The organism is Bacillus sp. 3255, from assembly GCF_031456485.1.
GTDB lineage: Bacteria > Bacillota > Bacilli > Paenibacillales > NBRC-103111 > Paenibacillus_E.
Map to the genome: position 1 here is coordinate 346,041 of NZ_JAVDUS010000007.1, position 14,994 is coordinate 361,034.

Here is a 14,994-nt window from a genome sequence, read left to right on the forward strand (position 1 = left end):
ATTAGCAAGATATCTGTCCTTATTGAACAAAATGGATGCCGGCTTTTAGGATAATATAAACGTATAAATAATACAAAACCTAGCAGAATACTATGTTTTGTTGATGGGAGATGGATAACATGCAATTTAACGGACAGAAGCCACTGAAAATGAGGATTGTTCCGGTCCTTGCGCTAATGGCATTAGCGTTAACGGCTTGCGGAGGCCCCGCGTCTTCAACGGCCGGCAAAGATCAGGCGAAGAGCGCAGCCGGCGGATCGGCACAGTCGGGTCCTGTCGAGGTCAGCATCATGACCATTACGCCAAGCACCCCTCCGGCCGCAGACGATAACGTACTGAAGCGTGAGATTGAAAAATTAACCCATTCCAAGTTGAACATCCAATGGATATCTAACAATGTTTATAATGACAAGTTGAACATTACGCTGGCTTCAGGGCAAATAGCCGATCTGACCTATATTAGCGATCCGTTTAATCCATCCTTTCGAAGCTTGGTCAGACAAGGGGCTATCTGGGATCTTACACCCTATCTGAAGGATTACCCGAACTTGAAGAACGGGGTTCCCGATGTAGCGTGGGAGCTGACCAAGCTAGAGGATGGGAAAAATTACGGCATTCCCAGAGGACGTGACGCTAACGATGTCTCTTTCCTCATTCTGCGCAAGGATTGGCTCGATAAGCTAGAGCTGAAGCCGCCGGCAACGACGGATGAGCTCTATGGGGTGCTGAAAGCATTCGCTGAACAAGACCCTGATGGGAACGGCAAAAAGGACACGTTCGGGCTTTCCACGGATATGGATACTTTGACGGGGACGTTTCAGGGCATCTTCACCGGAGTAACCGGATCGTGGAAGGAAGCCGCAGGCAAGCTGACCTATGCGCCGTTTCTGCCGGAAACGAGAAATTCAATTGAATACTTGGCAAAGCTGTATAAAGAAAAGATTTTGCCGGAGGATCAATTATCTTTGAAAATCACGCAAATACGGGACCTCTACAAGGGGAACAGAGCCGGGGCCGTTATTGACAAGACGGGTACGGGACCCAAAATTTTTGCGCCGGATCTCAAAAAAATAGTTCCTGCGTATAAGGAAGCAGACTTTTACCCGCTGGCATCTATTAACGGTTATGTGCCTAAGGGGACTGGCTTCAATGGAATTCTTGCCATACCGAAGTCGGTGCCGGAAGAGAAGCTGAAGAGCATTCTCAAGCTTGTCGACACCTGGTTAACGACAGAGGTATCATCCGTCCAGCGCTTTGGCATAGAGGGCGTTCATTACCAAGTGAAAGACGGCGTGAAGGTTACGATTCCGGAGAAGCTGCAAGCGGACAATGCTTCGGACTTCAATCAGATCGTGAATTCGATCGATCCTGCATTAAACCCTCCTCCAGCGAATCAGCAGTTGAAGGATTTGGAAGATTTGAGGGCCAAGGTGGATGCCGAACGCGTCAAAGTAAGCGTACCGGATATTGGCGTAGGACTGTATTCGCCGGCAGCTGAGAAGCTGCTCCCTGATTTGGAGAAGCGGATCGCCGACCTCAAAGCCAAAATTATTATTGGTCAGGAGCCTTTATCCTCATGGGACGCTTTGGTTAAAAAGACGGAAAGCGATCCGCAGTTTATTAAAGCGACCGAAGAAATATCAAGCGCGTACCAGAAGCGAAGCGGAAAATAGAGGGAGGCTAGTCGATCATGGAGCAAACGGGACTGCGATACGAAACCCAATACGCACATCGGGCCCGTCCCGGCAAAGCTAACAAGCAATCCTATATCCGGAAATTAATCCGCGATGTTCGCCACAATCCGTATCTTTATTTGCTGGCCTTGCCGGGCATGGTGTTCTTCCTCTTTTTCAAATACGTTCCGATGTGGGGGGTCATCATTGCCTTTCAGGACTATTCACCATTTGCGGGAATTTCGGGAAGTTCATGGGTAGGTCTGGAGCATTTCCGCACATTTTTTGCCACACCGGACTTCGGGACATTGCTCCGGAATACGCTGGCTATTAATTTGCTCAATTTATTGTTCTTTTTCCCGCTCCCGCTCCTCCTGGCAATCATGTTGAACGAGCTGCAAAGCATGATTTATAAACGGCTTGTTCAAACGGTGCTGTATTTACCGCACTTCTTGTCCTGGGTCATCATCGCCAGCTTGACTTTCACGCTGTTCGCCAAGGGAGAAGGCCTTGTCAATCATCTCCTCGAAGCGATGGGGAGAGAGCGAATCGGCTTCTTAACCAATCCGGATTTCTTCTGGGTGATAGTGACCTTGCAGTCGATGTGGAAAGAAGCGGGATGGGGGACGATCGTTTTCCTGGCTGCGATAGCCGGGATCGATCCTCAAATCTACGAAGCGGCACGCATGGACGGAGCCGGAAGGCTCAGACAGATCTGGCACGTAACGCTGCCTGCTCTGCGAGGTGTCGTCGTCATTCTCTTGATTCTCCGGCTGGGCGATATCATGGATGTAGGGTTTGAACAAATCTTCCTGATGTATAACGGTGCGGTTTCGCAGGTTGCGGAAGTATTCGATACGTACGTATACCGAACCGGTATTCAGCGCGGGCAGTTCAGTTACAGTATGGCTGTCGGGTTATTCAAATCATTGATAGGACTTATCCTTGTCCTGATCTCCAACCATATAGCCAAGAGGCTGGGACAGGGTGGAATTTATTAGGAAAGGGGGATATCTGTTCCGTGAGAAGGATTAAAGCTGGATGGGGAGACAGAACGTTACAAATTCTCAATGCCATGGCACTTGGAGCCATGGCGCTGGTCACATGCTTTCCCTTCTATTACGTACTGATCGTATCGTTGTCGGAGCCCTCTGAATTTCTTCAGCGGCGCTGGATGCTTTTTCCGAACCATTGGAGTTTGGACTCCTATTACTATTTGCTGTCGGCCAAGGCTTTCGTTCGCTCGGTCAGCAATAGTGCTTTCTTAGCTGTCGTCGGTACGGCGCTGTCGCTAGTCGTAACCTCCATGCTCGCATACGCTCTATCTCGCCGAAGAATGCGTGGAAGAAGGAAGGTGCTGGTGCTCGTTCTGATTACCATACTGTTCAGTCCAGGCATAATTCCAGCCTATATGCTCGTCCGTCAAATAGGGCTAATTAACAGCATATGGTCGCTGATCATACCGGCGCTGGCTAATGGCTGGAGCGTACTGCTTATGAAGGCATTCTTTGAACAGATACCGGCAGAGCTGGATGAGTCCGCATCGATAGACGGCAGCAACGAGCTCAGAACATGGTTTACGATCATCCTGCCGCTCTCGATGCCGGCACTGGCCGCTTTTGGCTTGTTTTATGCAGTCGTCTATTGGAATCAGTTCTTTTCGGCACTCATCTATTTGAATGACCCCAGCAAGTGGCCGATTCAAGTGCTGCTGCAAAATATGTTGATCAGTGCAAGCAATACCGATCTCGAAGCTTTCGATGTTTCCACGCAGCCGCCGCCTTCGGAAATGTTAAAAATGGCGGCGGTTATGGTGGCGACGGTACCGATTCTGATCGTATACCCTTTCTTGCAAAAGCATTTTGCCAAGGGAGCGATGATCGGTTCTATCAAAGGTTGATGACCTGGAGGAAAGAGGAAATACAATGTCTCATCATAGACCCAATATTATCTTTCTGATGACGGACCAGCAGCGTTGGGACTGCATCGGAAAATTCAACGAGCATATTTACACACCTACACTGGATAAATTAGCGGAGAACGGCATTGTATTCAGCCAGGCGGTTTGCCAAGCGCCGATGTGCGTCCCCAGCCGCAGCTCCATGATGTTCGGCTTGTATCCTTCGCAGCTCGGCGTGCGGACGAATCACGGCGGGCTTTATGACGAAGATCAATTGCCGGCGCTGCCCCTGGCGGAGCTGCTTCGTCGGGAGGGCTATCAGACGGCCGGCTTCGGCAAAACCCATTGGAACCATGGGCTGCGAAACGCCAATCCGCCGACTCGCGGCTTCGAAGTACGGGCGGTGGGCTTGTCACGGGATAGCGGCCATTATGAAGAGGGGGCCGTCATGATGGGAGACGACGATCCCGAAGGGCTTCAGGCTTATTCCGAGGAAACGCGTCACTATGGGAGCGGGGAAGAGAATGCGCTGGGCTATATCGGCTGTACCAGCCAAGTGCCGATGCACCGGCATCGGGACGGTTGGGTTGCGGAGCAGTGCAAAAGCTTCATCGCGAACGGGATCGATTCCTCGAGACCGCTATTCCTGTATCTGTCTTTCCTTAAACCGCATGCAGGATTCAATGTGCCCAAGGAATTCGAGGATTGGTACCGGCTGGAGGATATCCCTGACATAGAACAACCCCCTTGGGAGACGGAACCGGATACCCATGTATCGGAGCCGGATGTTCCTGGCAGCACATACTGGGAGAGGAGGAAAGTATGGGAAGGCATGAGCCGTATGGAGCGGAGAAGAACCACACTGCGTTACTGGGCGAATTGCTCTTGGCTGGACCACTACTTCGGGCAGGTCCTGGAGGGGCTTGAAGCCAAGGGCATTCTGGATAATGCCTTGATTGTTTTCGTTTCCGATCACGGGGAGATGCTGGGTGAACGGCAATTCCGCTTCAGCAAATACTGCTTGTATGAGAGCAGCGTCAGGGTCCCGATGATGCTTGCCGGCAGTTGGGTACCCGAAGCGAAGCGGGGGACGGTCGATGAACGTCCGGCAGAGCTCATCGATCTTGTGCCGACACTGGCGAGGGCGGCGGGTGCGGAGAGCAATCCACTGCTTCCCGGGCTGGACCTGCTCGGCGATCAACAACGGGTGGGAGCCTTCTGCGAGTTCCATCGCAAGACGGAGAGCGGGTTGTTCGCCGCTCCGGCTTTCATGTGGCGCAAGCAGGACTGGAAGCTGATTCTGTATTTGCCGGGAACTCTGCAGGATGCCGTGACCAGGATCGATGAGCTTAAAGGGGAATTATACCACCTGAAGGAGGATCCCCACGAATGGCATAACGGATTCCAGGATGAACGCTGGCACGCAATTCGGGAACGAATGACCGCAGAACTCCTTATGCATCTGATGTGCGCTTGGACACGCGGGCCTTTCTTCTATGATAACCAAGGTGTGAAAGCGTTGGGGCATTGATTTTGACAACCTTATAGTGGACATATAGTGAAACCATCGTTGCAGGAACCGGGCGATGGTTTTTGGCATTCGTTCATGCGTAGCTTAGGGAATGAACGAAATATCGAGAAATGCTCACGTTCGGCAAAGTTAGGAAAACGATTTAGTGTATCGATTTCCTGTTGACAATCGTGAAGTTTGTGTTTTAGAATGAGGGAAGAAATCGATTTACTAAATCGATTAACCTCATGAAACTCACCGCAAATCAACTGTTTGAGGCAACCCGTCTCATCCTCCATCCTCAGAATTCTCACAACGCAGCAAGCTATGAAGATTGATCTAAGCTATTTCAGGAACCAAGCAGGGCAACGGTTAAAGGAATAGTGCGGATACAAGGGTTATCCAAAAAGGAGGGCTTTACATGAAGAAAATGAAAGCGCTTTTATTTATTCCTCTACTTGCTTCTTTCGGGCTGACAGCATGCAGCAGCGGCTCCGCTCCAGCCGGTACGACCTCGTCTGCGGCGCCAGCCCAGACGGCGGCTCCGGCCCAGACGGCAGCGGCAGCCAACAAGAGCGAAGAGAAGGTATCCATCCGCTTCGCGTGGTGGGGGGATGGGAAGCGGCACGAGAAGTATAACGCCATCGCGGACATGTATGAGAAGCAGCATCCGAACGTCAAAATCGTGAGGGAGTTCGGTTCCTTTAATGATTATTGGGATAAAATGGCTACCCAAACGGCGGGCGGGAACATGCCGGATGTCGTGGGCATGCATGCGACTTATGTGGCGGATTACGCACGCCGCAATACGCTGCTTGATTTGGGCTCATTCGTTCAGGACGGCACCATCAATCTGAAGGACTTTCCGGAAGCGGTGCAGGCGGCCGGCAAAGTGAACGGGAAAACGCTAATGGTTGCGCAGGGCGTGACGATGACCGGTTGGGAATACAATACGGCGATGTTTGATAAATTAGGCGTCAAATATCCTGATTACAACTGGACGTGGGACGACTTCACCGCGAAGGTGACGGAGCTTCAACAAGCGATCAAAGAGCCCGGTGTCTGGGCGGCAGGCGACAACAGCAGCGATATCACAGGCCTTCAGGTTTTTGCCCGCCAGAGAGGGAAGGAGCTGTTTACAGGGGAAGGCAAATTGGGGATCAGCCAAGACGATATGGTCGCATGGTTCACGATCTGGGATAAGCTTCGCCGAATCAAAGCGATACCGGATGCGGCTACAACCGAGCAGTATTCAACGGTATCGCTTGACCAAGGCTTATTCGTTAAAGGGAAGCTTGCCCTGACGGTATTCCCGTTCAATCAGATCCCGCTGTACCAGAACTATATCAAAGATGGTGAGGTTCGCGCGCTTCGGAGGCCGTCTGATCCGAAGGGCAAGGAAGGCGAATTCGTCGAAGGCGCTTACTTAGCCGTCTCGGCCAACTCCAAGCAGGCCAAAACAGCCGCAAGCTTCATCGATTTCTTCGTTAACAACGAGGAAGCCGAGAAGGTGTTTAAATTGGAGCAGGGCGCTCTCGGTTCGACCAAGGGGAATGAAACAATCAAGCCGCTGCTGACTCCAGCCGAGCAAAGAACAACGGATGCGATTCAGACGAGCCTTAAGACGGCAGGTCAGCTTCCGCTTCCGCCTGCAGGCCAAGGCGCCGTTCGTTCCCTGCTGCTCGAGACTGCACAGTCGGTTGCGTTCGGCAAAAGCACCGTTGATCAGGGAGCCAAGGATTTTATCGCCAAAGCAACCGCTATATTGAATAAATAAATGATCGCATTCATTCTTGCGGCCGGATGTTAACGGCATACAGGCGCATCCGGCCGCAACCTTGGGAGTGAAGTCATGACGGCTATTAAGACGTTCTTGAGAAACAACTGGATCGGTTATTTATTTTTGACGCCTTGGCTGATCGGATTGATTGGTTTAAGTGCATTCCCTATGGGGTTCTCGCTGTACTTGGCATTTACCAAGTATGATTTGTTCTCACAGCCGCAATGGATAGGCTTCGGCAATTTCAGCGATATGTTTCACGACAAGAAATACATGGAAAGCATTCGAGTGACAACCGGTTACGTCCTCTTGGCCGTGCCGCTTGCTCTGTCATTTGCCCTTTCCGTTGCGCTGCTATTGAACAAAGGGATACGCGGTTTACGCATATACCGGGCCATCTATTATGTCCCGTCATTATTTGGGGGCAGTGTAGCCATTGCTTTGCTATGGCGGCAAATTTTTGGCGGGGAAGGATTGATTAACAAGATTCTGCATGTTTTCGGGATGGAAGGCATGAACTGGATCGCTACCCCGAGCACGGCGCTCTACACGTTGATCGTATTGTCAACCTGGCAATTCGGCTCCGCCATGGTCATTTTCTTAGCCGGCTTAAAGCAAATTCCGGTCGATTTATATGAATCGGCGACAATCGATGGGGCAGGCGGGTTCAGGCAATTCCGGAGTATTACGTTCCCCATGCTGACTCCAATTCTATTTTTCAACCTTGTCATGCAGATCATTCACGCGTTTCAGGCTTTCACGCCTGCTTTTATCGTAAGCGGCGGCACCGGCGGTCCGTTGAATTCCACCTTATTCTATACCTTGTATCTGTACCAGAAAGGGTTTGCCCAATTCGATATGGGCTATGCTGCGGCTATGGCATGGATGCTCCTCGCTACCATTGCGTTTGTCACATCGCTGCTTTTCGTTACATCGAAAAAATGGGTCTATTATCAAGAATAGAGGTGATCCCTTTGGTTAAGCGCAGAACCTCCCGATATGTCCTCCATGCCTGTATTATAGCGGGTTGCGTCATTATGATTTATCCGCTGTTATGGATGCTCGTAAGCTCCTTCAAAGAGAATACGGAGATTTTTACGAATACGTCGCTGATTCCGGATAAAATCACATTGGATAACTATAAACAAGGCTGGACCGGATTATCCGGAGTGACGTTCGGCCATTTTTTTCTCAATACCTTCTTCCTGGTAGCCATGTGCATCATCGGAAATCTGATCTCCAGCTCGATGGCGGCTTACGCTTTCGGCCGGCTGCATTTCTTTCTCAAAAAAGCGCTGTTCGCCATCATGCTGATGACGTTGATGCTGCCTTTTCACGTCACTGTCATCCCGCAGTATATCATGTTTAATAAATTCGGCTGGATCAATACGTATCTGCCGTTAATTTTGCCGAAATTCCTCGGCGTTGAAGCTTTCTTCATCTTCTTAATCGTACAATTCATCCGTTCTCTGCCCCGGGAATTGGATCAGGCGGCTGAGATCGACGGGTGCGGCCCGATCAAGATGTATTGGTATCTAATCATCCCGCTCACGGTTCCAGCCTTAATGACAACTTCGATCTTTACGTTCATCTGGACCTGGAACGATTTCTTCAGCCAGCTGCTGTATATCAGCGATATCCGCTTATTTCCGATTGCTTTGGCGCTTCGAATGTTTACCGATTCCATGGGGGATAACTCATGGGGGGCACTGTTTGCGATGTCCATCCTGTCCCTTGTCCCTGTATTTGCGATGTTCATCTTCTTCCAAAGATATCTGATTGAAGGCATTTCGACAGGCGGATTGAAAGGCTAGAAGCTTGTGTTTAAACAAGCATGGCGACAGATTTTTATTCCTTGAAGATGCTGCTGTACACCATTTTCGAGGATGAAAATATAAATCCAGGCAATGGAGAGTGAGCAAATGAGCAAGGATCAAATGTCCAAAGAGGAAAAGCAGGAATTGTTGGCGCTTTACCAAGATTTACGTGTGGCCGACGTCCGCGATGGCATGGATTGGAACATGATGCATCATTATGGTACCGTACACCACGAAATCCGTCCGCTTTACCGTACAAGAGCGGTTGGTATTGCGCAAACCTCCAGATACATTCCTTATCAGGGGGAAATCCCGAAGATGACGCCGGACGAATATACGGAGTGGGCCAAATGGTACTATGCCAACATTACGAATAATAAAGGGATGAAAGCTTCCGAGCCGGGCGACTTCGTCGTGATTGACCAGAGCGGTGTGGATGTAGGCATTCTGGGCTCCAATAATGCCCTGCAATATTTCTCCCAAGGAGCGGTTGGCTTCATCACGAACGGCGGTGTTCGCGATACGGACGAATTGATTCTTCAGGAGGTTCCGGTTTGGTCCAAGTTCGTCTCTCAGAAAATGAATCAGGGACGCATCCAATTCGATGCGAACGATGTGCCGGTTCAGATCGGCGGCGTCGTTGTGCATCCGGGGGATGTGATCGTGGCCGACGGCGACGGCGTCATCGTCGTACCGAGGAAAATAGCTGTAGAGGTAGCGAAGTACGCGCACCAGGAATTGAAGAACGATAAGGCAGGCAGACGCCGCATCTACGAAGCGATGAATAGGGAACTGGATCATACCGTCATTTGAACATAAAAAACGAGCGAAGGGATGAATGAACATGGATGACAGAGAGAAGATTTTGGAGCTATATCAAGATCTAAGGGTTGCCGATGTCCGCGATGGCATGGATTGGAACATGATGCATCATTATGGGTCCGTCCATTATGAGATTCGTCCGCTGTTCAGAACCCGTGTGGTCGGGATTGCCCGGACAGCCCGATATGTCCCTTATGAAGAAGCCGTGCCTAGCATGACACCTGAAGAATATACGAAGTGGGCGAGTTGGTACTATAAGGAAGTATGCTACGACCCATGGCATAAGAGCATCACGAAGGGCGATTTCATGGTTATTGACCAAAATGGCGTCGACGTGGGCATCCTGGGCTCCAATAATACATTAGGCGGGATGAAAGACGGGATCGTCGGTTATTTGACCAACGGCGGTGTGAGGGATACGGATGAGTGCATCCTGCAGGGAGTGCCCGTGTGGTCCAAATTCATATCGCAGAAAATGGATCAAGGGCGTATCCGCTTCGACGCGCTCGATGTGCCGGTCAATATCGGCGGTGTTGTCGTTCGAACCGGCGACGTTGTCGTAGCGGACGGCGACGGCGTTATCGTTGTTCCTCGCAAGCTTGCCTATGAAGTGGCCAAATATGCGCATCAAGAATTGAAGAACGACAAGGCGGGACGCAAAAGAATCTATGAGGCAATGGGCAAGGCGTTGGATCATACGGTTATTTAAGAACAAAGAGCTGAACCGAAGGTTCTTTGTACCAAGCGGATATTTACCTGCCGATCTGACCATCGGGCAAGAAAATATCCGCCTTTTATTGTACAGAGCAATCTGGTATATTTATTAGATGAAAACGTTGCTATATGCAGCGTATACACGGAATGAAATGAGGAATTTCATTGAAAGTAACCATCGATGATGTGGCTAAAATGGCCGGAGTATCCAAAACAACGGTCTCACGAATCCTCAACGGGAACTATTCGCAAGCGACGGAAGAAACCAAAGAGCGGGTTCTTAAGATCATTCGCGATCTGAACTATCGTCCGAACCCGATGGCACGGGGATTAAAGCAGATGAGGACGAACATTATCGGCATTGTTCTATCCAATTTAAGCAACCCGTTCTGGTCCCGGGTGTTGGAAGGTGTTGAGGATACGTGCCGGCTGTCAGGGTATAGTCTCATGGTCTGCAACTCCAATGAAGATTCCGAACGTGAAGCAGGTTTGATCGAAGGCTTGCAGATGCGCCAGGTGGATGGCATCATTGTCAATCCGACTGTCAACAATAAAGAGTTATATACCGAAATCGTACAGAAGAAGTATCCTCTCCTCGTCATTAACCGCCGCATATCGGACTTGGATGTTGACGACGTTGTCGTAGATAATATGCAGGGCGCCCGGCTGGCCGTCGAACATTTCATCCAGATGGGCAGACGGAGGCCGGTCTGCTTCGTCTACGAGCCGGAAGGCATCAGCACATGGCAGGAGCGCATCCTCGGCTTCCAAGAAGCGATGAGGGACAATGGGCTTGAAGTCACGGAGCAATCGGTTATTCGCGTCGAGAATGCAGCCGGTAGGGCCAAGAAGAGCGCGTTGGATTTCTTTAGGCAAGAGCCGGATGCAGATGCCATTTTTTCCACGAATAATATGATGACGCTCGAAATTCTGGAGGGCTTGAAGGAGCTTGGCATCGAAGTTCCGGGGCGGATCGCCTTAATCGGATACGATGAGACGGTTTGGGCCAAGCATCTCAATCCGCCGTTAACGACGATCGAGCAGCCGGCTTATGAGATGGGCAGGATTGCAGCCAAGAACCTGATCCAGAGAATCGGCTCCAAGACCGTGCGCAAACCGAAGCATGTCGTGTTGAAGCCGAATTTGATCGCTAGAAGCTCGAGCGGTAATCATTCCAGTTCCTAGAACCATGATTAGCGGATAGAACCGGCAGCTTGCATTCCCGCAAGACCGCTATTGCCTGTTACGCATATTCACCACATAGAAGCAGCCTATAAAGACCCGACGGATAGTTTCCGCCGGGTCTTTTTTTTGCCGAAATCGCTTGCCGAATTGAAATAAACATGTTAAATTTTACTTGTAAATCGATTTCCTAAAACGATAAACCTAAGAAGCAACGGAATTGTACTTCCTATTTATCCAAACGAACGAACTCAAACAAATTCTCAAGGAGTGTGCTATGATGCCCAATTTAGGTTTTCGTATTCTGCAGCGGTCCGAGCGCCCGAGCTCATCTTTGCTTCATCAGTTCCAAGATGTCGTTACCCCGCATATCAGTGATAATTTAAATCGCTTACATGCTATATGCTCAGGGCTGCGTCCTTATCACCAGGCAGGCAGCAGGCTCGTGGGCGCCGCTTTGACCGTGAAGACTAGACCCGGTGACAATCTGATGGTACACAAGGCGATCGACTTGGCGGAGCCTGGAGACGTTATCGTCGTTGATGCCGGCGGTGATACGACGAATGCGATCGTTGGTGAAATTATGCTTCGTCTAGCGCAGAAGAAGCAGATCGCCGGCTTCGTCATAGACGGCGCGATTCGTGATACGGCGGCCTTTGGTAACGACACGTTCCCCGTTTACGCAAGAGGGATCACTCACCGTGGACCCTATAAAGACGGTCCTGGAGAAATTAACGTCCCTGTTTCTGTCGGCGGGATGGTTATTGAGCCGGGCGACATTATCGTTGGCGACGAGGACGGTTTGGCCGTCGTTCCGCTGAGAGAAGCGGAAGGCTTGCTGAAGCTCATTCGCGAACAGCAGGTACGCGAGCAGCTTATTTTACAGTCCATCGAGGAGGGTACGGTGAACCGCGATTGGGTGGATCAAACGTTACAACAGAAGGGCTGTGAAGGGCTATGAGCTTGCCGCTTACGTATGATTGGGAGAAATTGCAGTCCTTCTGTAGGGACGTATTCATTCGCGCCGGCGTGCCTGAAGGCCGTGCCTCTATCGTCTCGGAGTCCTTGATTCAAGCGGATCTTCGCGGAGTCGAATCGCATGGCGTCGTGCGAACGGGCATCTATCTGAAGCGTGTGGAAAAAGGGATGATGGATCCTCAGGCTGAGCCGGAGATTGTATCCGAGCATGGCAGCACCGCCCTGATCGACGGGCGTAACAACTTCGGCTCTGTCGTAGGCAGCTACGCTCTGGATATCGCGATGGCGCGAGCTAAGCAATATGGTGCGGCTATCGTGGGGGTGAAGGGCTCCAATCACTTCGGTACGGGAGCTTATTATGCGCAGAAAGCGATTGAACAAGATTTGATTCTGCTCGTGATGTCGAACGCCTCCCAGACGATGCCGCCGACAGGGGGAATTCGCCCGTTCATCGGCACCAATCCGCTATGTATCGGGGTTCCGGCGGGTGAAGAGAATCCCTTCATTCTGGACATGGCCACGAGCGTTGTAGCCCGAGGCAAAATTATCGTGGCGGCACAGAAGGGGGAAGCGATTCCCCTGGGCTGGGCCATCGATAAAGAGGGCCGCCCGACGACGGATGCGGAGGCTGCCTTGGAAGGCTCCGTGCTGCCGGTCGGAGGTCCGAAGGGCTACGCGATTTCGATGTTCATCGATATTTTATCAGGGGTGCTAACGGGAGCCGGCTATGGGCAGTACGTGAACAACATGTATGAGAATTGGGATGAACCGCAGAATGTAGGCCACTTTTTCATAGCTGTAGATATCAGCCGTTTCCTTCCGCTTGAGCTGTTCAAACAAAGGGTGGACCAGTATATCCGCCAAATAAAAAGTGAACCGAAAGCGCCCGGCGTGACGGAGATTATGGTTCCCGGGGATATGGAGCGGAGACAGACGGAAGACCGCAAGCGGGAAGGCATCCTCCTTCCGCCCAAAGTAGCCGCCGAGCTCAATGAAATCGGCATGAAATACGGCTTGCGGCTCGACGAAGCCGCTCTGCTTAACCTTCCGGTCGGCGAAGGCGCCGCCGATTAGCAACTAGCCAAACATAACCCACATAATCCAAACAAGGCCGCCTAACAATCTTGTCCGGTCTCCGCTACAATAAGGATGTAAGCGGTACCGTATACAGAAGAACGAGGGAGGCCGAATCATGAAACGCAAATGGCTAACGTTATCGATGGCAGCATTGCTGCTAGTAACTTCCGCAGGCTGCGGCACTGGAGAGAGCAAGGATGCTGCACAAGGCGGAAGCGCAGCAGGAGAGGCGGCGGGGAAGTCGACATCTCCGATTAAACCGAAGCCGGAGCTGAAGGGGAAAATTCGAATCGGGTATGTCGGCCTGAACGATCAAACCGCGCCGGATCCCCTCACGGGGGAAATGGTCTACGGGGCAGACGAGCTGAAGAAACGGCTCAAGCAGGATTATCCCAACATCGACTTCGAGGTTGTGACTTACCCGTACAAGGACCATCAAGCCAAAGCGAAAGCGCTGGTCGAATCGCGCCAAATCGATGTTTCCATAGAGTCGGACAGTAAATTCATGTGGAACCAGGGGTTGAGCGAGGACCTGACGCCGTTCCTGGAAAAAGATAAGGAATGGAGCAAAGAATTGTATTTATCGCCGACGCTCCTGACCGGTCCATTAGAAGTGGATCAGAATGGGATGACGGTTAATAATGCACTGCCGATCGCCGTAGACGGCTCGGGGATTTATTTTGACAAGACGATATTCGCTGATTACGGCGTTCCGCCTCTATCTGAGAATCCGACCTGGGATGAAGTGCTCGAGAAGGCGAAGAAGCTGACGGGCAAAAATCCCAAAACAGGCGAGCAAACCTTCGGCATATACACCCGGATTCCCGGCGACCAGGCCGGCTACGCAGTCTCTATTATCGCCAATACATTCGGAGCGGACATGGGCAAAATGGGCAACAAGGAATATCTCAACCAAGTCACGCTGAACAGCGAAGGCATGATCAAAGCGGTTGAGTATTACAAATCACTGATGCCTTATACCCCTCCGGGCATGATGCAGGGGCAAGGTGCCGAGAAGTGGTCCACACCGAAGAATAACATTGCCATGTACATTAATCTGCCGGCGATCCAGCTGCAGAAATTTAAATCGCTCAAAATGCTTGATAAGTACGATGTGTCCATGATTCCCAAAGGGCCTCAAGGAACCGGCGGTTTCCTCGGCGGCATTCGCGTACAGATGGTCAAGAACACGCAAGACAAAGACCTTGCTTGGGAAATCGTCAAGTGGATGTCTGTCGGTAACGGCCAGCGCTTCCTCTGGGAAACGAAGAACACGATGCCGGTTTCGACGAAATCGCTTGGACCGGACTATAAGCCGGATGGCAACGACGAGAAGATGTTCAAGATGGTAAGCCAAGCGCAGTACATGTCGCCAATCTGGTTCACGACAGCGAAATTTGCACTGACACGCGGCATGGAGAAGGTGCTGCTGAAAAGTACGCCGGCTAAAGAAGCACTGGATACCGCACAAAAAGAGGTCCTGGATGAATTCGCCAAGAACAAAGCTGCTGATCAGAAGTAACCCGTTCACTTACCGTAAA

13 protein-coding genes are annotated in these 14,994 nt (G+C 51.1%); all 13 read left to right on the forward strand.

All coding sequences use genetic code 11. The features are described 5' to 3' along the window. Positions 1-176 precede the first annotated feature (176 nt). The 13 genes from J2X61_RS13545 (at position 177) to J2X61_RS13605 (ending at position 14,975) form a co-directional block, all read left to right on the forward strand. Positions 177-1,673, forward strand: coding sequence for a type 2 periplasmic-binding domain-containing protein (locus tag J2X61_RS13545; RefSeq protein ID WP_310188306.1), 1,497 nt, complete (start codon positions 177-179; stop codon positions 1,671-1,673). Between the two features lie 17 nt (positions 1,674-1,690). After that, positions 1,691-2,674, forward strand: a complete 984-nt coding sequence (locus J2X61_RS13550) for an ABC transporter permease (RefSeq protein ID WP_310188308.1) — start codon at positions 1,691-1,693, stop codon at positions 2,672-2,674. Between the two features lie 29 nt (positions 2,675-2,703). After that, a complete protein-coding gene (locus J2X61_RS13555) occupies positions 2,704-3,573 on the forward strand; it encodes a carbohydrate ABC transporter permease (protein WP_396135445.1) in 870 nt (289 codons plus the stop codon). A gap of 25 nt (positions 3,574-3,598) precedes the next feature. Further along, positions 3,599-5,104 carry a sulfatase family protein gene (locus J2X61_RS13560; RefSeq protein ID WP_274470169.1) on the forward strand — a complete coding sequence of 502 codons (1,506 nt, stop codon included), beginning with the start codon at positions 3,599-3,601 and terminating at the stop codon, positions 5,102-5,104. A 400-nt stretch (positions 5,105-5,504) separates the two neighbouring features. Further along, positions 5,505-6,860 carry an ABC transporter substrate-binding protein gene (locus J2X61_RS13565; RefSeq protein ID WP_274470168.1) on the forward strand — a complete coding sequence of 452 codons (1,356 nt, stop codon included), beginning with the start codon at positions 5,505-5,507 and terminating at the stop codon, positions 6,858-6,860. A gap of 75 nt (positions 6,861-6,935) precedes the next feature. Then, a complete protein-coding gene (locus J2X61_RS13570; protein ID WP_274470167.1) occupies positions 6,936-7,826 on the forward strand; it encodes a carbohydrate ABC transporter permease in 891 nt (296 codons plus the stop codon). A gap of 74 nt (positions 7,827-7,900) precedes the next feature. Continuing rightward, entirely contained in the window at positions 7,901-8,677 is a 777-nt protein-coding gene (locus tag J2X61_RS13575; protein ID WP_310188310.1) for a carbohydrate ABC transporter permease, read from the forward strand. A gap of 108 nt (positions 8,678-8,785) precedes the next feature. Continuing rightward, complete coding sequence (locus tag J2X61_RS13580; RefSeq protein WP_310188312.1) at positions 8,786-9,493, forward strand: RraA family protein; 708 nt, start codon at positions 8,786-8,788, stop codon at positions 9,491-9,493. A gap of 31 nt (positions 9,494-9,524) precedes the next feature. Then, positions 9,525-10,211, forward strand: a complete 687-nt coding sequence (locus J2X61_RS13585; RefSeq protein ID WP_274470164.1) for an RraA family protein — start codon at positions 9,525-9,527, stop codon at positions 10,209-10,211. Positions 10,212-10,381: 170 nt separating this feature from the next. Continuing rightward, entirely contained in the window at positions 10,382-11,401 is a 1,020-nt protein-coding gene (locus J2X61_RS13590; RefSeq protein ID WP_274470163.1) for a LacI family DNA-binding transcriptional regulator, read from the forward strand. Positions 11,402-11,678: 277 nt separating this feature from the next. Further along, a complete protein-coding gene (locus J2X61_RS13595; RefSeq protein ID WP_310188313.1) occupies positions 11,679-12,359 on the forward strand; it encodes an RraA family protein in 681 nt (226 codons plus the stop codon). Next, a complete protein-coding gene (locus J2X61_RS13600) occupies positions 12,356-13,450 on the forward strand; it encodes an Ldh family oxidoreductase (RefSeq protein ID WP_310188315.1) in 1,095 nt (364 codons plus the stop codon). The genes J2X61_RS13595 and J2X61_RS13600 overlap by 4 nt, the downstream gene beginning before the upstream one ends. Positions 13,451-13,568: 118 nt before the next feature. Beyond that, entirely contained in the window at positions 13,569-14,975 is a 1,407-nt protein-coding gene (locus J2X61_RS13605; RefSeq protein WP_310188316.1) for an ABC transporter substrate-binding protein, read from the forward strand. Positions 14,976-14,994: the final 19 nt, after the last annotated feature.